Annotated in this window: 20 protein-coding genes and 1 pseudogene; 13 read left to right on the forward strand and 8 right to left on the reverse strand. The window is 70.9% G+C overall.

Annotated features, from left to right (window positions below; translation table 11 throughout):
• Positions 1 to 2: 2 nt before the first annotated feature.
• From OWR29_RS01660 to OWR29_RS01675, 4 genes and pseudogenes are all read right to left on the reverse strand, one after another.
• Positions 3 to 1,040 carry an iron-siderophore ABC transporter substrate-binding protein gene (locus tag OWR29_RS01660; protein WP_267560454.1) on the reverse strand — a complete coding sequence of 346 codons (1,038 nt, stop codon included), beginning with the start codon at positions 1,038 to 1,040 and terminating at the stop codon, positions 3 to 5.
• A pseudogene (locus OWR29_RS01665) lies at positions 1,037 to 1,843 on the reverse strand (ABC transporter ATP-binding protein). Before OWR29_RS01665 ends, OWR29_RS01660 begins: the two are co-directional and overlap by 4 nt.
• 77 nt (positions 1,844 to 1,920) lie before the next feature.
• Entirely contained in the window at positions 1,921 to 2,742 is an 822-nt protein-coding gene (locus OWR29_RS01670) for a helix-turn-helix domain-containing protein (protein ID WP_267560455.1), read from the reverse strand.
• A gap of 170 nt (positions 2,743 to 2,912) precedes the next feature.
• Positions 2,913 to 4,190: a hypothetical protein gene (locus OWR29_RS01675; RefSeq protein ID WP_267560456.1), complete on the reverse strand. Its 1,278-nt coding sequence runs from the start codon at positions 4,188 to 4,190 to the stop codon at positions 2,913 to 2,915.
• A gap of 174 nt (positions 4,191 to 4,364) precedes the next feature.
• Between OWR29_RS01675 and OWR29_RS01680 the strand changes: the two genes are divergently transcribed.
• From OWR29_RS01680 to OWR29_RS01700, 5 genes are all read left to right on the forward strand, one after another.
• Positions 4,365 to 5,786, forward strand: coding sequence for a serine/threonine-protein kinase (locus OWR29_RS01680; RefSeq protein WP_267561164.1), 1,422 nt, complete (start codon positions 4,365 to 4,367; stop codon positions 5,784 to 5,786).
• Between the two features lie 8 nt (positions 5,787 to 5,794).
• Complete coding sequence (locus OWR29_RS01685) at positions 5,795 to 7,081, forward strand: serine hydrolase domain-containing protein (protein ID WP_267560457.1); 1,287 nt, start codon at positions 5,795 to 5,797, stop codon at positions 7,079 to 7,081.
• A gap of 211 nt (positions 7,082 to 7,292) precedes the next feature.
• On the forward strand, positions 7,293 to 7,532 hold the full coding sequence (locus tag OWR29_RS01690; RefSeq protein WP_267560458.1) for a hypothetical protein: 240 nt from the start codon (positions 7,293 to 7,295) through the stop codon (positions 7,530 to 7,532).
• A gap of 73 nt (positions 7,533 to 7,605) precedes the next feature.
• The gene (locus OWR29_RS01695) at positions 7,606 to 7,737 is read left to right on the forward strand and encodes a hypothetical protein (protein WP_267560459.1); all 132 of its coding nucleotides are present in this window, start codon (positions 7,606 to 7,608) and stop codon (positions 7,735 to 7,737) included.
• 81 nt (positions 7,738 to 7,818) lie between these two features.
• Positions 7,819 to 9,141 (forward strand): MATE family efflux transporter, encoded by a 1,323-nt coding sequence (locus OWR29_RS01700; RefSeq protein ID WP_267560460.1) that lies wholly within the window; start codon positions 7,819 to 7,821, stop codon positions 9,139 to 9,141.
• Positions 9,142 to 9,357: 216 nt separating this feature from the next.
• On the opposite strand, the gene OWR29_RS01705 is transcribed toward OWR29_RS01700, so the two are convergent.
• A complete protein-coding gene (locus tag OWR29_RS01705) occupies positions 9,358 to 9,747 on the reverse strand; it encodes a hypothetical protein (RefSeq protein WP_267560461.1) in 390 nt (129 codons plus the stop codon).
• A gap of 144 nt (positions 9,748 to 9,891) precedes the next feature.
• Between OWR29_RS01705 and OWR29_RS01710 the strand changes: the two genes are divergently transcribed.
• The 5 genes from OWR29_RS01710 (at position 9,892) to OWR29_RS01730 (ending at position 14,666) form a co-directional block, all read left to right on the forward strand.
• Positions 9,892 to 10,593, forward strand: a complete 702-nt coding sequence (locus tag OWR29_RS01710) for an HAD family hydrolase (RefSeq protein ID WP_267560463.1) — start codon at positions 9,892 to 9,894, stop codon at positions 10,591 to 10,593.
• Between the two features lie 383 nt (positions 10,594 to 10,976).
• The gene (locus OWR29_RS01715) at positions 10,977 to 11,831 is read left to right on the forward strand and encodes a WD40 repeat domain-containing protein (protein WP_267560464.1); all 855 of its coding nucleotides are present in this window, start codon (positions 10,977 to 10,979) and stop codon (positions 11,829 to 11,831) included.
• A gap of 216 nt (positions 11,832 to 12,047) precedes the next feature.
• A complete protein-coding gene (locus tag OWR29_RS01720) occupies positions 12,048 to 13,409 on the forward strand; it encodes a UTP--glucose-1-phosphate uridylyltransferase (protein ID WP_267560465.1) in 1,362 nt (453 codons plus the stop codon).
• A gap of 67 nt (positions 13,410 to 13,476) precedes the next feature.
• Complete coding sequence (locus OWR29_RS01725; RefSeq protein WP_324291210.1) at positions 13,477 to 14,256, forward strand: ThuA domain-containing protein; 780 nt, start codon at positions 13,477 to 13,479, stop codon at positions 14,254 to 14,256.
• A 50-nt stretch (positions 14,257 to 14,306) separates the two neighbouring features.
• A complete protein-coding gene (locus tag OWR29_RS01730) occupies positions 14,307 to 14,666 on the forward strand; it encodes a hypothetical protein (protein ID WP_267560466.1) in 360 nt (119 codons plus the stop codon).
• Between the two features lie 16 nt (positions 14,667 to 14,682).
• On the opposite strand, the gene OWR29_RS01735 is transcribed toward OWR29_RS01730, so the two are convergent.
• A complete protein-coding gene (locus OWR29_RS01735; RefSeq protein ID WP_267560467.1) occupies positions 14,683 to 15,405 on the reverse strand; it encodes a ZIP family metal transporter in 723 nt (240 codons plus the stop codon).
• A 267-nt stretch (positions 15,406 to 15,672) separates the two neighbouring features.
• On the reverse strand, positions 15,673 to 16,008 hold the full coding sequence (locus OWR29_RS01740) for a cupredoxin domain-containing protein (RefSeq protein WP_267560468.1): 336 nt from the start codon (positions 16,006 to 16,008) through the stop codon (positions 15,673 to 15,675).
• Positions 16,009 to 16,107: 99 nt separating this feature from the next.
• On the opposite strand from OWR29_RS01740, the gene OWR29_RS01745 reads away from it, so the two are divergent.
• On the forward strand, positions 16,108 to 16,578 hold the full coding sequence (locus OWR29_RS01745; RefSeq protein WP_267560469.1) for a MarR family winged helix-turn-helix transcriptional regulator: 471 nt from the start codon (positions 16,108 to 16,110) through the stop codon (positions 16,576 to 16,578).
• On the opposite strand, the gene OWR29_RS01750 is transcribed toward OWR29_RS01745, so the two are convergent.
• Complete coding sequence (locus OWR29_RS01750) at positions 16,532 to 17,479, reverse strand: SLAC1 family transporter (RefSeq protein WP_267560470.1); 948 nt, start codon at positions 17,477 to 17,479, stop codon at positions 16,532 to 16,534. The genes OWR29_RS01745 and OWR29_RS01750 overlap by 47 nt on opposite strands.
• A gap of 129 nt (positions 17,480 to 17,608) precedes the next feature.
• Between OWR29_RS01750 and OWR29_RS01755 the strand changes: the two genes are divergently transcribed.
• Positions 17,609 to 18,052 (forward strand): DUF6924 domain-containing protein, encoded by a 444-nt coding sequence (locus OWR29_RS01755; RefSeq protein WP_267560471.1) that lies wholly within the window; start codon positions 17,609 to 17,611, stop codon positions 18,050 to 18,052.
• A gap of 60 nt (positions 18,053 to 18,112) precedes the next feature.
• A complete protein-coding gene (locus OWR29_RS01760) occupies positions 18,113 to 18,859 on the forward strand; it encodes an SDR family oxidoreductase (protein ID WP_267560472.1) in 747 nt (248 codons plus the stop codon).
• The last annotated feature ends 9 nt before the right edge of the window (positions 18,860 to 18,868 follow it).

Consider the following 18,868-nt stretch of genomic DNA (forward strand, 5'->3'; position numbering starts at 1 on the left):
TTTCACTTCCGGGTCAGAATTTTCACGTACGCGTCGATCGCCTGCTCGTTCGACTTCGGGCCGCCGGCGCCCCACACCCCGGCCGGGAAGGCGTACGCGCGCTTCTCCTTGACGGCGGGCAGCGCGGTCCAGATCGGGCTCTTGGTCAGTTCCTTGACGTAGCTGTCGGGGGTCTCGTCGTCGGAGTAGAACAGGGTGGCGGCGCCGACGGCGGTCAGCCCCTCGATGTCGGTCTGCGCGAGCCCGTACGCCGGGTCGACCCCGCCACTGCCGTACGCCGAATTGATCTTGTCAGTCCAGGCCGGGGTCAAGCCGAGCTGCTCGCCGAGTTCGGTGAAGAGCGCACCCTTGCCGTACGGACGGATGACCACGTTCCCGCCCTCGATCCAGCCGTCGAAGAACAGGAAGTCACCGGTCGCCGTGACCTTCTGCTTGGCCTCGGCCAGATGCTGATCGAACTGCTTCAGGACGAGATCCGCGCGCTCGGTCCGGCCGGTGGCCTGGCCGATCATCGAGAAGACCTTCTTCATGTTGGCGATCTGGCCCTTGGCGTCCGCCCCGACCGTGGCCAGCACGGGGACGCCGCGCTTCTCGAGCTTGGTGATCAGCTCGTCGTCGGCCTTGAACGCCTCGACCACGATCAGGTCGGGGTTGGTCGCGTAGAGCGCGTCGAAGTCGGGCTCCCCGCGCTCGCCGGCGTTGGCGACACCGGCCGGCAGCGGTTCCGCCTTCACGTACGTGCCGTAACCCTTGGGGTCGGCCACCGCGACCGGGTTGAGGCAGAGCGTGAGCAGGTCCTCGGTCTGCTGCCACTCCAGCACGGCGACCCGCTGGGCCGGCTTGGCCAGCTCGACCTTGCGGCCGACGCCGTCGGTCATCGACACCGGGTCGGTCGAGGTCTTGGTGGTGTCGTCGGCGCACGTCTGGGACGCGGGCGGGGCCGTGTTCTCGGCGGCGGGCTCGACGGTGGTGGTGCCGCAGGCGGTGATCGCGGCTGCGGCCACGACGAGGGTCGCCGCCAGGCGCGTGAGGCGGATCATGTCGCTCCTGAAGAGGTACGGGCGGGATGCCGCCCGACGGGGTCGATGCGGAGGCGGCCGGTGCGCGGGTCGGCTTCGACCTCGACGCGCAGGCCGTAGACCTCGCTGAGATGCTCGGCGGTGAGCACGTGGAGGGGGTCGCCGGCGGCGTGGACGCGGCCGGCGTGCAGCAGCAGGAGCGTGTCGGCGACCCGCGCGGCGTGATCCAGGTCGTGCAGCACCACGCCGACGGCGACGCCGTGTTCGTCGGCCAGGTCGCGGATCAGGTCGAGCGTCTCGATCTGGTAGCGCAGGTCGAGGTGGTTGGTCGGCTCGTCCAGCAGCACGACCCCGGTCTGCTGGGCCAGGCAGGCGGCGAGCCAGACGCGCTGCATCTCGCCGCCGGAAAGCTCGCCGACCGGTCGTTCGGCCATTTCCCGTACGCCGGTCACGCGCATGGCGTGGTCGACCGCGCTCCGGTCGGCCGCCGACGGCCCGGCGAAGCGCCGCCGGTGCGGATGGCGCCCGAACGCGACGACCTCGCTGACGGTCAGCCCGTGCGGGGCCTGCCGCGACTACGAGAAGAGGGTGACCTCGCGGGCGAACTCCCGCGCGCTGAGCAGCGTGACCTTCCGCTGGTCGAGCGCCACCTCGCCGCCGTCGACCCGGTGCAACCGGGCCAGCGCGCGCAGCAGGGTCGACTTGCCGCTGCCGTTCGGCCCGACCAGGGCCGTCACGCGCCCGGACGTCAGCACCACCTCGACGTCATGGACCACCGTGGTGCTGCCGTAGCGCAGCACCAGGTGATCACCGCGAAGGGACATCGACCGTCTCCGTACAAGTAAGGTTTGCCTTGCCTTACGGAGGCTAGGTGATGATCAACTTGTCGGCAATCCCGCACTCAGGACAGGCGATACGGGATTTCGGACATGAGGGCTCCCGGCGTCACTTTCATCACCCGCCGGAAGGCCGCGATGAACGTGCTCGGCTGCGAGTACCCGAGCCGTTCCGACACCCCTTGCACGTCGACGCCGTCCGACAGCAGCTTCAGCGCCTCGTGCACCCGGAGCGCCTGCCGCCACTGCGCGAACGACAGCCCGGTCGCCTCGCGGAAGGCCCGGGTGATCGTCCGGTCGCTCAACCCCAGCTCGTTCGCCCACTCCAGCAGGCCGCGGTCGTCGGCCGGATCGGCCAGCAGCGCCTCGGCGATCGGGTCGATGCGGCGGTCGCCCGGCAGGGCCAGGGCGAACTGCCGTTCCGAGGGATCGAGCACGTCGAACACGACCGCTTCGGTGCGCGCCCGCGCCCCGGCTTCCAGATCTCGCTGCGCCAGCCGGAACAACAGCGACTCCAGCAGCGGAGTCATCGTGATCGGCGTCGGCCCGCCGAACTCGACCGGCGTGCGGTCGGGCGCGAAGAAGGCATCGTGCAACTCGGCCGCCGCGGTCAGCCGCCCGCCGTGCACCACCCCGGCCGGCAGCCACAGCCCGAACCCCGGCGGCACGGTGAAGATCCGGTTCCCGATCCGCGAGGTCAGAGTGCCGCCGCGCACCCACACCAGCACATGCATCGGATGCGCGTGCGGCGCCCACTCCGTCGCCACCCCGGGCACCTCGGACTCGGCCACGATCGCGCCGGCCGCCGGATCCCCCTCGGGCACCGTGACCCCGCGCCGCACCACCGTGCCCGGGTCCCGCCGCCAGGTCCCCAGCCCGAGCTCCATGCCGGCGAGCGTACGCGGCAACCGATCCGCCCCCGGGCCGGACGGTGGCGGCGGCCGGTCACGGCCGCCGGCAGCATCGGCTACGCGCTGGGCCGGGCCGGCCAGTCACCGGACGAGGTGCTGACCGCGGCCGACGCCGCGATGTGCCGGACCAAGCGCGCCGCCCGCGTCTAGCAGGACGCCTTGCCGCCGAGCTTTTCGGAGCTGTGGCGCTGATAGCCGACCTCGGCCCCGCCGCGCAGGGTGATGGCGTTGCAGCGGTGGCTGGCCGGCGTCTGGTGGGCGACGAAGCTGGCCGTCGACACCGTGTTGCTGGTGAAGGTGACCGTGCTCAGGTCGCCGTCGAGGATGGGCGGGTCCTGCGAGCCCGTGCTCGAGATGGTGTTGCCGGTGATGGCGATCTGGGCGTCGGCGATGGCGAAGTTGTTGTCGGTGTGCAGCACCAGGCCGCCGTGCGAGTTGGTGAACTTGTTGTTGCGCAGCTTGATGTTGCGCGCCGACGAGTCGGGCTGGTCGGCGCCGATCTCGAGGATGCCCTGGGTGTTCGAGCCGGTGCTGTGGTGCACGTCGAGGTTGTCGGCGTTGTTCCACACCTCGACGAAGCCGCCGTCGTGACCGTAGTCGTTGCTCGGGGCCCGGCAGTTGGTGCAGCTGCTGTGCCCGATCTCGACGTCGTGCGCCTCGACCAGGAAGCCGACCGCGCCGTAGTCGTCGTCGCCGCCGGGGGTGTCGCGCACCATGCTCAGGTCGCGCACGGTCACCTTGTCGGCCCAGGTGCCGGGGGAGCGGAACTGCACGCCGACGCCGGACTTGTCGACGGTGCTGGACCGGACGCCGCTGTTCGGGCCGTGCACCACGATGCCGTTCTTCAGGGCGTTGGTGACCCGGATGTTCTCGACGATCTGGTACTGACCGGTGAGCAGCACGACGCTCTCTTGGTCCGCTTTGCCGCCGTTGATGACCGGCAGTGCTCCTGACCCGTACGCGGTGAGTTTGACCGGTTTGGCTTTGGTGCCGTCGCCACGAAGCTCCACAGTGGTCTGCCACGTGCACCCGCGGGCCAGGCCGACAACCGTGCCGGCGTCGAGCGAGCGGGACGTGGCGGCCCCGATCGTGCGCAGCGGTTCAGCCAGCGTTCCCTTGTTGTTGTCGTTGCCGTCCTTACAGTTCACGTGGATGTCGACGTGCTGCGTGGGCGCGGACGCCTTCGGCTTGGGTGAGGCCGTGACGTACGCCGCAGTTCCGAGGCTGGGGGCGACGCTGACCGTGGGCGACGGCGCCGCGGACGGGGAAATCCTTGCACCGGACGGCGAAACGGGCACCGCGAGCGAAGCCGGTTCTTTTTCACCGGGCGAAAACGGGGAGAAACCGGCGACGACCAACGCGCCGCCCAGCACGACCGTCGCGGCGGTGGCCACCAGCGGGAGACGAAGGCGTCGGCTCGGCATGGCGCCACCCTAGCTGACCTGCGTGACACACATATTCAACAAGATCATTAGGTGACAACCGACGCAGTTTTATGTCGTACCCCACGGGTATGCTGCTGGCACGTCACCGAAACACCCGTCGCCGCCGTGCGGGTGTGGCCGGGGGCGGACGGCCATGGGGAGGTCGCAGTGCACATGCTCGCGGGGCGTTACGGATTGGGCGCGGCCCTGGGCCAGGGCGGGAGCTCGGTCGTCCATCACGGATTCGACAACACGTTGAAGCGTTCCGTGGCCATCAAGATCTTCGACGAGGCGGCCACCGACGTCCTGCGCGAGGCGCGCACCGCGGCCGGCCTCAGCCACCCCAACATCGCCCAGGTCTACGACTACGGCGAGGTCGTCGACGGCTCGCGCCGCACGCCCTTCCTGGTCATGGAATTCGTCGACGGCGAGACCCTGGCCGACCGGCTGGTCACCGCGGGCGCTATGCGCTGGCGTCAGGCCGCCGAGATCTGCGCCGAGACGGCGTGCGCCCTGGCCGCCGCCCACGCGCAGAACCTGGTGCACCGCGACGTCAAGCCCGGCAACATCATGCTCACCGCCGACGGTGTGAAGGTGCTCGATTTCGGCATCGCCGCCGCGGCCGGCCACAACAGCGTCGACATCAACGGCGCGCTCTGGGGCAGCCCGGCCCACCTGGCGCCCGAGCAGCTGCGCGGCGAGCCGGTCTTCCCCTCGGCCGACGTGTACGCGCTGGGCCTGGTCCTGTTCGAATGCCTCACCGGTTCCCGGGCCTGGCCGGGCGCCAGCCTGGGCGAGATCCTGGCCACCCGCCACGGCCGCCCGGCCCCGCGCCTGCCTCGCTTCGCCGGCCTGCCGCGCGAACTGGTCCGCCTGTACGAGGCCAGTACGGCCGAAGACCCGGCGGCCCGGCCCTCGGCCACCGAACTGGCCGAGGCCTTCCGGCTGCTCACCAGCCCGGCTCCGCTGGCCCGCCCGATCCAGCCGCTGCGGTACGGCGCTCGCCCGCTGACGCCCGCGCCGGCCACGAAGTCGCCGCCCACGATGTCGCAGCGGTCGCGCCGCCGGGCCACCGTCATGGCCTCGGCCGCCGTCGTGGCGGCGGTCGTCAGCGTCTTCGGCATCCAGCTGGCCAACGGCACGGCCACCCCGGGCGGCCGTCCGGCCGAGGCGGCCGTGGAAGGCGCCGGTCCGGCCAAGACCTCGCCCAAGGTCACCAAGCCCGCGCCGTCGGCCTCGACGTCGCCGGCCGCCCCGCGCATCCGTGAGGCCGACTCGTCGACGACCACCACGACCGTACGCAAGAAGAACCGCCGCACGACGCCGGTCGACTCACCCACCACCACGCCGACCAAGCGCCCGGCCGCCACCAAGCCGCCGGTCGTGTCGCCGAGCACCCCGCCGGTGACCACGCCGCCGGTCACCAAGCCGCCGACGAAGCCGACCGAGCCCGAGACCACCACCCCGCCGCCCACCAAGCCGACCGAGCCCGAGACCACGACGCCTCCCGTCGAGACGCCGCCGGTCGAGACGCCCCCGGTCACCACCAGCCCCCAGGCGGAGGACGACAGCGCGGACGGCGCCCGCATGGCATGATCTCGGCCATGTCGTTGACTCGCCGCCACGTCCTGGGCGCCGGCGCTGCCGCGCTGACTGCCACCGTCACCGGCTGCGGGCGTGGCGAGGGCGGCTGGGTCGACGGGCAGGCGAGCGGCGGTACGGGTGGCGGTGCGGCGGCTGCTGCGGCGCCGGCCTATGTCGCGCCGCTCAAGGCGGTGCTGACCAAATACCTGAAGCCCACGACGGCCAACCCGAAACACCCCACGTACGCCGGGGCGGCGCTGGTCGTGATGGTGAACAACTCGACCACGGCCAACCTCGCCGTCGGGCACGCGTTGCGCTACGGCGCCGGCCCGGTCGAGCTGGCGGCGGCCAAGCGCGTGGCCATGCGGACGGACTCCATCTTCGACCTGGCCTCGCTGACGAAGGTGTATGTGTCGATCGCCCTGCTGCAGCAGGTGGACAAGGGCAAGGTCGAGCTGGACGCGCCGGTCGTGCGCTACCTGCCCGGGTTCACCGGCGCGGGTAAAGACAAGATCACCGTACGGATGCTGCTGACCCACACGAGCGGCCTGCCGGTCGGTGTCACCGGCGTTAAGGGCTTGTCGGTGGCCGCCCAGCGGGCCAAGGTGCTGGCCACCCCGCTGGTCGGCGGCGCGGTGCCGGGCAAGACGTTCCGCTACTCCAGCGCCGGGCTGATGGTGGCCGGCCAGATCGTCGAGAAGGTCACCGGCCTCGCCCTGGACGCGGCGATCAAGAGCGGTGTCACCTCGCCCATGGGCATCCGCTACATGGGCTTCAACCCGCGCAAATGGCTCACCGCGGCCGACCAGGCGGCCCGGCTCGTCGCCACCGACGCCCGCACCGCCCGCGGCCTGCTGCGCGGCACCGTCCACGACGACATCGCGGCCCAGATGGGCGGCGTCATCGGCAGCGCGGGCCTGTTCGGCACGGCCCGCGACGTCGCCCTGACCGGCCAGATGCTGCTGGCCGGCGGCGTCTACGGCGGTAAGCGCATCCTCTCGGCCCAGATCGTCAAAGACATGCTGGCCAACCACAACGCCGGCCTGCCCGCCGTCGACCCGGAAAGGCCGGGCCGCCCCTCCGACCACGGCCTCGGCGTGACGTTGCGCCAGCCCTGGTTCATGGGCGCCCTGTCGTCCCCCACGACGTTCGGCCACACCGGGTTCACGGGCACGTCGCTGCTGGTCGCGCCCCAGCACAAGCTGGTGCTGTCGCTGATGACCAACCGCGCCCACCCCAACTGGAGCTGGGCCAACCCCGACCCCATGCGGGCCGAGATCGCCACCACCCTGGCCAAATACCTCTGAGGCCCAACCGTGCGGCCGCGCACCGACGCGGCCGGCCGCCTCGGGCAGCGCGGGGGACCCGGCCGAGCGCATCAGCCGGCGCCCGCAACCGCCCCCAACCGGCCGCGACGCCGCCAGGTCGTGGGCCTGCTCACCCACCGGGTCGCTTGCGTAGTCGCATTGCTTCCGGGGCGCCCGCTGACGGGCCATACGCGTCAGGAGGACATGTTTCTTGGAGCGCATCATGTATGGCGTGCTTGCCGTGGCCGGCGTTCTGGCCATCTTTTTCAACCGCCGGTTCGGGATTTCGGGGGTCGAGTCGAGTCGTTCCTTCTTCGGGCGCGACCCGCGACCGGGGTCGCGAGAGCACCGATTCACCATGGCGTATGGCCGGGCAATGGCCGTCCTGGTCGGCGCGGCAATGGTGGTGTTCGGCGCTCTGGGCGTAGTCGGCATCTTTCCGCTCGAATAGGGAGCGCGAAATGTGTGAATGGCGGCGGATGCTCCGCGATGTCAACGGCGCCTGAATACCGACCCCGCGGTGGGTGGCGACGCTCGATAGCCTCGACCCCGTGCTGCGCTGGTTCCTCGACGACGTGCGGGACCGGTTTCCTGGATCGCCGGCGCTGGTCGCCGACGAGTCCGGCGGCCGGTTGCAGCTGAAGGCTTCGGGCTGATCGTGACCGGCACCCGGAAAGCCAAACAGAACAACGCGTTTCGCGGCCGGGCGATGCCGTCGGCCCGACGCGCGTGCCCGAGTGTCTGGGGACACCGTGACCGAAGCCCGGCATCTGCGTGTCGCAGCTCGGATCGTCAAAAGCGCGCTGCCGCTCTACGTCAACACTCTGATCGCGTCGGTGGGCGCCCTCGTCAACACGGCCACTCTTGGCCGGCACGGGACTGCCTCGCTGGCGGCGTTCGTTGTCGCCGTCGCTGTTTACGGGCCGGTCGTCACCACGGTGACCGGGGCGATGCGCGGGATGATGCCCTACGTCAGCGAGCACGAGAACGACCTGCCGCGCCTCGGTAAGTTGCTCGGCAATGGGCTTTGGCTCGGCTACACCGTGGGCGGAGCCGGCGCCGTTGTCGTGCTGTCGACGTCGCAGATCGGTCGGGTGACCGGCGTGGCGGAACCGGTCCTGCGCGGGCTCGGTGCGCTGCCGGTGCTTTTGGCTCTCGCCGTGGTGGCTCAATCTGTGGGTGCCGCTGCGAGCTCGACGCTCGTGACGCTCGGTCGCGGCGGGACGGTCATGCGGGCCGGCCTGATCAGCACTGCCGTGACTGTGGGACTGTCGGGCTCCCTGGTGCTCGGACCGGGACCGCTGCCCGCGCTCGGAGTGACGGGCGCGGGAGCCGCCATGCTGGCCTCCAGCGTCGTCTACACCGCGCAGACGCAGCTCGCGCTCCGGCGCATCACCGGCCTGCGCCGGACGATTCTGCCCGGTCGCCCCGACCGCCGCGAGATCGTGCTGCTCGCCCGCACCGGGATACCGATGGCCGGCACGGTGCTGGTCAAGTTCACGGTGCTGGCCGTGCTGACGATCGCGGCGGCCCGGCTCGGCACGCAGCAGGCGGGCGTGCACGGCGTCGCCGAGGCGCTGGTCAATCTCATCTACACGATCGCGGTCTCGATCGGCCAGGCCGTCGTGCCGATGGTGGACCGGTCGGTACGGGCCGCTGATCTCGACGGCGCGCGCCGGGCCGTGCGAACGGGCGCAGTTGTCGCTTTCCTCTGGGTCGGTGTGCTGGGCAGCGCCGCGGTGATCCTCGGCCGGTGGATCGTGCCGCTGTTCAGCTCGGACGCGGCGCTGCAACCCCGGATCGAGGCTATGCTCCCGCTCGTCGTATTCGTCGTCGTCACCGACGCTCTTCAGGCCGTCTTCGGGTTCGGCCTGCTCGGCCTGCGCCGCACCTACCCCGGCTTCGTCTCCACCGCCGTCTTCTTCGGCCTGCTCTGCCTGGTCGCGGTGCCCGTGGCCGACGCCGGTGGCCTGACCGCCCTGTGGTGCGCCCTCGGCATCGCCAACCTCGCGCAGGCCCTCAGCAAAGGCTTCTTCTTCCACCGCGCGAGCCGAAGTTGAACGTCGTGTCGAAGGTCGTGGTGAAGAAAACCGCGTAACCCCGCGACGACAGGTACCGCGGCACGATGGCCGGCGCCTGATCGACGCGGTTGGAGGCCAAGCGCCTCGGCGGCGAGGGCCGTCCCCGGCAGCATGCTCCCGGGGACGGCGGCCATACCGGCTGCTTCGAGGAAATCGCGGCGCGACGGCATGACAAACGATTGTTACGTCAATCTCTCACGGGCTGCAGCGATGCGGATTGACCCAGTCGCCCGCGTAGCCGTTCCACACCGCCCGGAACTTCCGGACGCTGTAGCCGATGTGGTAGGGACTGCTCTGACCCGGGTACTGGATGACGGTCGTGCCGTTGTCGATGCGCACGTAGGTCGAGGCCCCGTCGGGCGTGGTGTCGATGACCGAGACCTCGGCCGGATCGCTGGTGTCGTCCCAGATGATGGTGGCGACGACGGACCCGGCGTCGGTCTTGTAGTCGATGCGGATCCGGTTGTACGGGTCGCAGGACGGCCCGATGACGCTGAAGGCCAGCGCGGGCGAGGCGTAGACCCCGACCATGCAGGCGCCGGCCAGCACGACGGCCAGGGCGCGGGTGAGCATTCTTCTCAGCACGGAAGAACTCCTCGGATGTGGTGGGCAATTCATCGATGCCCATGAATCGGACTGGCGCCAGTCTGGCCGCGCGTCCCTGTGGAATTCTTGTGGTCGTCCCGCTCCGGCCACGGGCGGCGCGGAAGCCGCCGGTAGGGTCGCGGCATGTCTGGTGCTGGTTCGTTCGACGCTGTTCTGTTCGACTGCGACGGGGTCCTGGTCGACTCCGAGAGCATCACCAACGGGGTGCTGCGGACGATGCTGCACGAACTGGGCTGGGCGATCAGCGAGGAGGACTGCTTCCAGCTCTTCGTCGGGCGGGCCCTGCGCGACGAGACGGCCATCATCACCGCGCACACCGGCTTCGAGGTCACCGAGCAGTGGCTGGCCGAGTTCCGCGACCGGCGCAACGAAGGCCTGCGGGCGCGTCTGCAGCCGATTCCGGGGGCCGTGGCCGCCGTCCACGAGATCGACTCCCGGACGGGTGGCCGGATCGCCTGTGCCAGCGGCGCCGACTTGGGCAAGGTGCAGCTGCAATTGACCAAGGTCGGCCTCGACCGGGTGTTCGCGGGCAAGATGTTCAGCGGCATGGACCAGCCGCACAGCAAGCCGGCGCCCGACGTCTACCTGGCCGCGGCCGCCCACCTGGGCGTCGATCCGGCCCGGGCCGCCGTCGTCGAGGACACGGTGCCCGGGGTGACCGCCGGAGTGGCGGCCGGCGCCACCGTTTTCGGCTTCTGCCCGCCGGACAGTCCGGCCCACCACCCGCCCCAGGCGCTGCTCGACGCGGGCGCCGCGCACATTTTCACCGACATGACCGAGCTGCCGGCTCTCGTGGCGGCCGCGGTGTCCAATAGGCCCGCCTAATGCTCGCGGATGATCAGTGCTTGCGCATCACCGATCGATATAGAAGCATGTCTGGCGTACATCGTTCGAGCATTGCCGTGGCGGCGGCTCACGATCGCACAAAGGACTGAATAGTTAACCGGAACTCACTGTAACGAGAGTTAATTATTGGTTCACGCACACCCGCGCCGCGCATTTCCGCGTTAGCGCGTACTCCCTGGTGTGTCCACCACACGCTTCTCGAAATGGCCGTCGCCGATCAGCGCTGCGCTGTGCGTCATGGCCTCACGGGCGGCGGGGTGTCCCGCGGCCGCCACCGTGGGGCACCCCGCCCCGGCCCGGGGAAGCACCTTTGCACAGAGCGGACCAGGGGCACAGCAGTGAGAATTTCTCCCTATCGGGTAATGGCTTTCCGCCCCGACGCGCGGCGGCTCGCGGTCAGCGCGCCCAACGGCGAACTGACGCTGTGGGACACCACTGATCCGGCGCGTCCGGGCCGGGCCGGGCGGCTGCGGCTGGGCCGGGGGATCGTCGCGGCGGCGTGGAACCCGGCCGTGAGCGACCGGCTGGCGACGGCGTCGACCGACGGCACGGGCGCGGTCTGGCGGGTGGGCGACGACCGTACGCCCGAAATGCTGGCCCGTTGGCGAGCCTTGCCCGACCGGCCGCGGCACGTGGGGTGGGTGGCCGGCGGCACCCGGGTCTTCGTCATGACGGCCACCGGTCGCACGACCGTGTGGGAGGTCGCCGGCGGCGCGTGCGTCGGGCAGTCGGACCTGAGCGGGGGACGGCCGGTCGTGGCCGCCCACTACCGCCGGGACGAGGTCGTGGCGGTCACCGGCACCGGCTGGGCCCGGGCCTGGGTGCCCACCCGCCAGCCGGGGGAGTGGGTGCGGCTCACCGGCAAGCCGGTCAGCGCCTGCGCCTGGTCGGGCGCCTGGCTGGTGGTGGCCGGGTCCGACGGGCAGGCGGCCTGCTTCGACGCCGAGTTCCAGCCCGTGCACGCGCTGCGGGTTGCGCGGGAACGCCCGTACGCGCTGGCCTGCCCCGAGGACGGCCGGCTGATCGCCTCGTGCGGCGACAACTGGGCGGTGGCGGTCGACCGGGGCGGGTCGGTGCGGTGGGAGAGTTATCTGGCCCCGTCGGCCGCGCGGTCGATCGAGGTCGCCGGGGATCTGGTCGCCGTCAGCGGGGACCAGCCGAGGCCGGTGATCCTGGCCCTGGCCGACGGCGCGATCATGACCGGTGAACACGTCTGAGGCCGGCTGTCCGACGATAGGATCAGGGCATGTCCGGCCGATCACGCGGGGCTGCGGCGAGGCCCAGGCGGCGCCTGACGGCGTCCGCAGAACGGCCACATACAACACCGGTATGCGACCGCTCTGCGGCCGACGTCAGCCACCACCTGGACCGCGCCTCGCACCCACGTGATCGGCCGGACATGCCCTAGCCGAAATCGGGGAAAAGGAACAGTCATGGATGCGCCTGCTTACGTTCTGGCCACGCTGACCAAGGCCGAGAAGGGCGGTGCTCATCCGGCCGAGCTGGCCGCGCTGCGCCGCCGGCTCGAACAGCTGGACTCGCCGCACGCCGGTCTGCTGCCCGGCAGCGACCTCGAGCCGCTGACCGACGTGGCCGGGCTCGAGGAGCTGCCCGAGCCGTCGCCCGAGGTGGCCCGCGAGGTTCTCGACCGGCTGGTCGTGGTGAAGCTCAACGGCGGTCTCGGCACGAGCATGGGCCTGACCGGGCCGAAGTCGCTGCTCCGGGTGAAGGGCGGGCTGAGCTTCCTCGACGTCATCGCTCAGCAGGTGCTGGCGGTGCGGGAGCGTTACGGCGTACGGCTGCCGCTCCTGCTGATGAACTCGGTGATCACCCGCGAGCCGTCCCTGGCCGTGCTCGAGCGCTACGACGACCTGGACGTCCAAGACTTCCTGCAGGGCCGCGAGCCCAAGCTGCGCGCCAACGACCGGTTCCCGGTGGAGTGGCCGGCCGACCCCGAGCTGGAATGGTGCCCGCCCGGCCACGGCGACCTCTACACCGCGCTGACCGCCTCGGGCACGCTCGACCGGCTGCTCGACGCGGGCATGCGCTGGTGCTTCGTCTCGAACTCCGACAACCTGGGCGCGATCGTCGATGCCCGGGTGGCCGCGTGGGTCGCGGCCGAGCAGATCCCGTTCGCCATGGAGGTCGTGCGGGGCACGGCCGCCGATCGCAAGGGCGGCCACCTGGCCCGCTACGGCGACCGCATCGTGCTGCGCGAGACAGCCCAGGTGCCCGAGGGCGACGACTCGTTCAGCGACGTCGAGCGCTGGCGCTACTACAACACCAACAACCTGTGGATCGACCTGGAGGCGTTGAAGCGGCTGCAGCAGGAGGACCCGGCGGCGCCGGAGCTCCCGCTGATCGTCAACCGCAAGACCGTCGACCCCAAAGACGCGTCCAGCACTCCCGTCATTCAGCTCGAAACGGCGATGGGCGCCGCCATCGGCTCGATCGCCGGCGCCAGGCCGGTGCTGGTTCCGCGTACGCGATTCGCCCCGGTCAAGACGACCAACGACCTGCTCGTGGTGCGTTCCGACGCGTACGAGATGGCCGACGACGGCCAGGTGCTGCCCGCCTACGAGGGTGCGGGCCCGGTCGTCACGCTCGACCCGGAGCACTACCGCCTGATGCCCGACTTCGAGCAGCGCTTCCCGGCCGGCCCGCCGTCCCTGCGCCAGGCCCGCCGCCTGCAGGTCGACGGCGACGTCACCTTCGGCGCCGACGTCACCATCGAGGGCGACGTCCACCTGACCGGCCCGAGCCAGATCCCGGACGGAGAGACGCTGACCTCCTAGCGTCGCTCCGCAGCAAGTCATACCCTTCGATGGAGGAGGGGTCATGAGACTTGTGGGCAGAATCGTAATGACCGTGGTGCTGGTGGGGGCCGGGCTGGTCGGGTCGGCCGGGGCGGCGTCGGCGCACTCCCGGTTCAGTGCGCTGGTCTTCTCGAAGACCGCCGCCTTCCGGCACGACTCGATCCCGGCCGGGGTGGCCGCGATCAAGCAGCTGGGCGCCCGCCACCACTTCAAGGTGGACGCGACCGAGGACGCCGCGGTCTTCACGTACAAGAACCTGTCCAAGTACGACGTGGTGATCTGGCTCAGCACCACCGGGGACGTGCTGGACGACGCGCAGCAGGCCGCGTTCGAGCACTACATCCGGCACGGCGGCGGGTACGCGGGCATTCACGCGGCCTCCGACACCGAGTACGACTGGGCCTGGTACGGCGGTCTGGTCGGGGCGTACTTCCGCGACCACCCGGGCGGGGTCAACCCGCAGTTCCAGGTGGCCACGGTGAACGTCCTCGCCCGCGACACGGCGGCCACCCGCCCGCTGCCGCGGCGCTGGCAGCGCGAGGAGGAGTGGTACAACTTCCGCACCAACCCGCGAGGCAGCGTCCGGGTGCTGGCCGAGGTGGACGAGAGCACGTACGACCCGCGCGGCTACAGCGAGCCCGAGGGCTCACCCGGCATGGGCCCGCACCACCCCGTCTCGTGGTGCCACCCGTACGCCGGCGGCCGCGCCTTCTACACCGCGATGGGCCACAAGGCCGAGTACTACTCCGACCCGCTGCTGCTGGCCCACCTGCTCGGCGGCATCCGCATGGCCGCCGGCGAGGCCCGGTTCAACTGCGGACGTTAGACCCCCAGTCCGGGCGCTCTCCCACAACGGCGTGCGGTGATCGGCCGGGCATGGCTGCCGTCCACGCGGGCGGTGAAGATGTCCGGCTGGTCGCCCACGCCGCCGCGGGCGTAGACGATCTGCCTGCCGTCGGGCGAGAACGAGCTGGACAGCAGCATGGTGTCCGCGCTGACGTGGGTGACCTGGCGCAGGCCGCGACCGTCGGGGCGGACGACGTACAGCTGCGAGTTCAGGCGATCCGCCCGTTGACCCCCGGCGTGGTGGCCACCGCGGGCGCCGCCATCACCCCTGTGACCACCAAACCGAGCGCCGCCGCGGCGAGCTTCCGCGTCATCGTCATCACGGGCCTCCGTCCCTGGGAGCAACCAACGGCCGGCGTGCCTTCGTCGGTGCGCCGGAGCATCGGATGATCCGGCAGAGTCCGGATCAGAGGGACGAGAGCGCCAGCGAGGCGGCGAAGCCGGCCACCACGAACGGCCCGGTCAGCGGCCCCTCCACCTCGTAGGCCTCCGGCAGCAGCGTGTTCGAGAGCATGGCCAGCAACGCGCCCGCCGCGAACGCCTGCACCAGCGCGCCGGTGCGGCCGGCCGACGGGTCGAGCAGGGCGTAGCCGGCCACGGCGGCCGCGCCCGACACGAGCACCACCGCCGACCACATCAGCAGCACCCGCCGTTCCGGCCAGCGGGCCACCCGAAGGCCGGACGACGACGCCATGCCCTCGGGCAGGTTGGACAGCACGATCCCGGCCAGCAGGGCCACGCTGATCTGACCCTGCATGATGGTCAGGCCGAGCACGAACGACTCGGGAATGCCGTCCAGCACCGAGCCCAGCACGATCGCCAACGGAGAGCCGGACGCCTGAGCGCCGTCGGCGTCCTTGCGCTCGCCGCCGCCGCGCCGGCTCAGCATCCAGTCCCCGGCGGCGAAGACCGCGGCGCCGATCAGCACCATCAGGCCGACCGCGCCCACCGTGCGGGTCCGCAGCGCCTCGTCGATCAGTTCGAACGACACCGAGCCGAACAGCAACCCGGTGCCGAACGCCATGACGACCGCGATCAGCCGCCGCCCCGGCCGCAATTGATACGCGACAACCGCCCCCGCCAGCAACGACGAGGCACTGACCGCACCCCACAGAAAAGCCCCCACCACCACGCCACCCTGAGCCGCCCGCTCCCGCCCCCACATCACCTGCGGCGAATGAGGACGGTCCTCGACTCCGTCTGGATCCGGCCTTTCTCACCCCCGCCGCTGACGTTCGTCCTTGATCGGCGTCGGCATCGGCCGTCCCGTCAGCTGCCCGGGCGGTTCCCGCCCGCGATGGCCCGTCGGCGGCCGGTCGGCCTGGTGGTCCGGTCCGTGGCCTGCGTCGCGCTGAGCGCCGGCATCAACCGCGTCCGGCAGCGTCGATCGGCGGGATCACTTGACGGTGACGGTGGCCTTCATGAACGGGTGGATCGAGCAGTGGTAGGCCACCTCGCCCGCCGCCGGGAAGGTGTGGGTGTAGGTCTGGCCGTTGCCCATCGGCTGGGACGCGAACGAGTTGTCGTCGGCCACCACGGTGTGGTCGGTGGAGTCGTCGAACGTCCAGGTGACCTCGGCGCCGGGCTTCACTGTCAGGGTGGGCGGGTCGAAGGCGAAGTTGTGGATGGTCACCGCGTCGCCGTTGCTCGGCGCGGATCCCGCGACCGGGGCCGGCGCGGCGCCGGAACCGCATCCGGCAACCGCCAGGACCAGGACCGCCGTCAGGGACATGAGAGTCTTCATGCTGAAGCGGACGCGGGCCGGCGCGGGGAATTCACGGCGTGACGCTCGACTCGTGAATTCGGGTCGGATGGGCGCGTCCGCACCGACATGAGCGATTCTTTGTCCACCGAGGAACACGCGCTGTTCGACGCATTCGTGAGCGCCGCCGTCACCGTCCAGCGGGGCGTCGGCGGGGATCTGCAGGAACTCAACCGTACGCTCAGCGAATACCTGACCATGCGGCATCTGTCCGAGGCGCCCGCGGGCCGGCTGCGCATCGGGGAACTGGCCACGGCCGCCTTCGTCAGCATCAGCCGGATGAGCCGGATCGTCGAGAAGCTTGAGCACGAGGGCCTGGTCGAGCGCGAGACCGACGTCAACGACCGGCGGGCCTCGTTCGCGGTGCTCACCGAGGCCGGGCGCCGGTGGCTGCGGGAGGCCCGGAACCCGTACGAGGCCAGCGTCCGCCGCCACTTCCTGCGCCTGCTCGATCCGGGCGGGGCGAGTTCGCTGGCGGCCACGGCGCACCAGCTCACCGGCGGCGCCACCGGCGTAGGGTCTGCACGGCGACGACCGTGATGAACGACGAGATGGCCACCACGATCATCCACGCCCACACCCGCCAGCCCACGGGGCGTTCCAAGGCGAGCCATTCGACGGAATAGTGCGCCACCGCCGCGTACGGGAAAGTGAAGGACCAGAACCCGAGCGAGAAGCTCAACCGCCGGTATCGAGGCGCCAGCGCGAATTGCATCACCGTCAGAATGACGGTGGCCCCGCCCAGCGACAGGGCCATCACGTCGGCCCGCGGGCCGTTCAGGGCGAACCACGCGCTGCCGCCGACCGCCGGCGGCGCCACGAAGATGGCCAGCGTCGGGATCAGCGGCGCCGGCAGGTCGGAGTGGACGGCGATGCGAGCCAGGATCAGCGTGCCGATCATCAGCCAGAACAGCAGCCCGACGGCGAACGCGCAGTAGCCGAGCCCGGGCAGTCCCACCTTGGCCAGGCTGCCGCCCGCGACGAACCCACCGGCCACCGTGGGCAGGAAATAGCCGCCGTGCACGCTCTCGAGGTGCAGGTGGCCGCTCACCCAGTGCGCGAGCATCCAGCCGGCGAACACGGTGGCGACGACGGCGAACACGATAACCAGGGCCGGCCCGAGGCGGGGCAGCCAGCGGTGCGCCTCGGCCCCGACGAGCAGCCCGACCACCGGCATGAGCGCGGCGATCGGCCCCTGCGCGGGATGCCGCAGCTGATCGGCCAGGGATTCGTCGCTCTGCCATCCGCGTACGGCATGGGCCACGGTCAGCCCCACCCAGGCCACAACCGCGACCGCCCACAGCAGGAGGGCCACGGATTCGGGCGCGCCCAGCACGTCGGCGGCGAGCGTCCACATGCCGGCCAGCCCGGACAGGCCGAACGCGACGGCCAGGTTGTTCAGCGGCAGGCGGGTCCTGCGTGGTGCGACGACGGCGGTCATCTGCGGCGCCCCTTCGGGAGAGAAGTTTCGGCGAGGCAGACGCAGCCGGGCCGCCGTTGCTCAGGAGAGCTGCGGCACACCGCTGCGATCTTGAAGTGAAGGACGGCCGGCGGCCTGCGTTGACGGGTTATGAGGTCCTTTCCCCCGGCGTTCGACGACCGCCACGATCTGGCGCCCGTCGTCGTCCGCTGCGACTACTCCGACGACGACGCCTTCACCGCTGTCGTGCACGCCCTCACCAGGCCGTTCTTCATCATCCGGGGTCCGGAGTGGGACGGCGCGACCGTCGGCGAGGTGATGGCGGTGGCCAGGTGCCACCCCGCCGTGCCGGTGGTGTTCATCGCCGACACCCGCACCATGTCGTCCCCGGAGCACCCGCTGCTCGCCGTGGCCAACACGACACCGGACGACGACGACTACGCCGAGACGACCCGCGCGGGCCGCGCCTTCCGGGTGCGGCCGTCGGCGGCGCACGAGGTGCACGGGCTGCTCGAACTGCTCGTCGCCGGGTTCGCCGGCCTGGCCGAGCAGGCGGCCCGCGAGCCGGACCAGGTGTATCGCGGCCTCCGGTGAATTCTGCCCCGCGCGCGGCGTCTGACCGGGGTGGAGACACGTGCCGGACTAAGGAGAGCAATGACTCTGAAGGGAAAGGTCGCCCTGGTCACGGGATCCTCGGAGGGTCTCGGGCGGGCGGTTCTGCAGGGGCTGGCAAGTCAGGGCGCCGACGTCGTCGTCAACTACCACAGCCATCCCGAGGGCGCTGAGCAGGCGCGCAAAGACGCCGAGGCCGCGGGCGTACGGGCCATCGCCGTGCACGCCGACGCCACGTCCGCCGGCGGCATCAAGCGCCTGTTCAACGCGGCCGTCGACCACTTCGGGCACGTCGACGTGGTGGTGGCCAATGCGGGCATCGAGATCGTCAACGTCACGGTGGCCGACACGACCGACGAGCAGTTCGACCGGCTGGTCGCGATCAACACCAGGGGCTCCTTCCTGGTGCTGCGCGAGGCGGCCCGGCGGATCAGCGACAACGGCCGGATCATCACGGTCTCGTCCAACACGACGACCGTCCCGCAGGTCGGTGTCGGCGCCTACGGCGGCAGCAAAATCGCCACAAATTATCTCGTACGAGTTCTGGCCCTCGAACTAGCAGCCCGGAAGATCACGGTCAACACCGTCGTCCCCGGCCCGATCGACGGCGCCGGCATCTTCACCGACCCGGCCGTGAACGTCGACTACCGCAAGGACCTGATCGCCCGGATCCCGATCGGGCGGCTGGGCACCACCGACGACGTCGCCGCGGTGACCATCTTCCTGGCCGGCGAGGGCGCCGCGCTGATCACCGGCCAGCAGATCGTCGCCGACGGCGGCATGCACTGAGAGGGGTAC

Source organism: Paractinoplanes pyxinae (genome assembly GCF_026626335.1).
Classification (GTDB): Bacteria; Actinomycetota; Actinomycetes; order Mycobacteriales; family Micromonosporaceae; genus Actinoplanes; species Actinoplanes pyxinae.

Coding starts and splice junctions, on each gene's coding strand:
- OWR29_RS01715 (WP_267560464.1), top strand. CDS start 10,977: ATGGCTTTCCGCCCCGACGCGCGGCGGCTCGCGGTCAGCGCGCCCAAC.
- OWR29_RS01660 (WP_267560454.1), bottom strand. CDS start 1,040: ATGATCCGCCTCACGCGCCTGGCGGCGACCCTCGTCGTGGCCGCAGCC.
- OWR29_RS01760 (WP_267560472.1), top strand. CDS start 18,113: ATGACTCTGAAGGGAAAGGTCGCCCTGGTCACGGGATCCTCGGAGGGT.
- OWR29_RS01720 (WP_267560465.1), top strand. CDS start 12,048: ATGGATGCGCCTGCTTACGTTCTGGCCACGCTGACCAAGGCCGAGAAG.
- OWR29_RS01755 (WP_267560471.1), top strand. CDS start 17,609: ATGAGGTCCTTTCCCCCGGCGTTCGACGACCGCCACGATCTGGCGCCC.
- OWR29_RS01730 (WP_267560466.1), top strand. CDS start 14,307: ATGGCTGCCGTCCACGCGGGCGGTGAAGATGTCCGGCTGGTCGCCCAC.
- OWR29_RS01670 (WP_267560455.1), bottom strand. CDS start 2,742: ATGGAGCTCGGGCTGGGGACCTGGCGGCGGGACCCGGGCACGGTGGTG.
- OWR29_RS01685 (WP_267560457.1), top strand. CDS start 5,795: ATGTCGTTGACTCGCCGCCACGTCCTGGGCGCCGGCGCTGCCGCGCTG.
- OWR29_RS01740 (WP_267560468.1), bottom strand. CDS start 16,008: ATGTCCCTGACGGCGGTCCTGGTCCTGGCGGTTGCCGGATGCGGTTCC.
- OWR29_RS01725 (WP_324291210.1), top strand. CDS start 13,477: ATGACCGTGGTGCTGGTGGGGGCCGGGCTGGTCGGGTCGGCCGGGGCG.
- OWR29_RS01675 (WP_267560456.1), bottom strand. CDS start 4,190: ATGCCGAGCCGACGCCTTCGTCTCCCGCTGGTGGCCACCGCCGCGACG.
- OWR29_RS01710 (WP_267560463.1), top strand. CDS start 9,892: ATGTCTGGTGCTGGTTCGTTCGACGCTGTTCTGTTCGACTGCGACGGG.
- OWR29_RS01750 (WP_267560470.1), bottom strand. CDS start 17,479: ATGACCGCCGTCGTCGCACCACGCAGGACCCGCCTGCCGCTGAACAAC.
- OWR29_RS01745 (WP_267560469.1), top strand. CDS start 16,108: ATGAGCGATTCTTTGTCCACCGAGGAACACGCGCTGTTCGACGCATTC.
- OWR29_RS01680 (WP_267561164.1), top strand. CDS start 4,365: ATGCTCGCGGGGCGTTACGGATTGGGCGCGGCCCTGGGCCAGGGCGGG.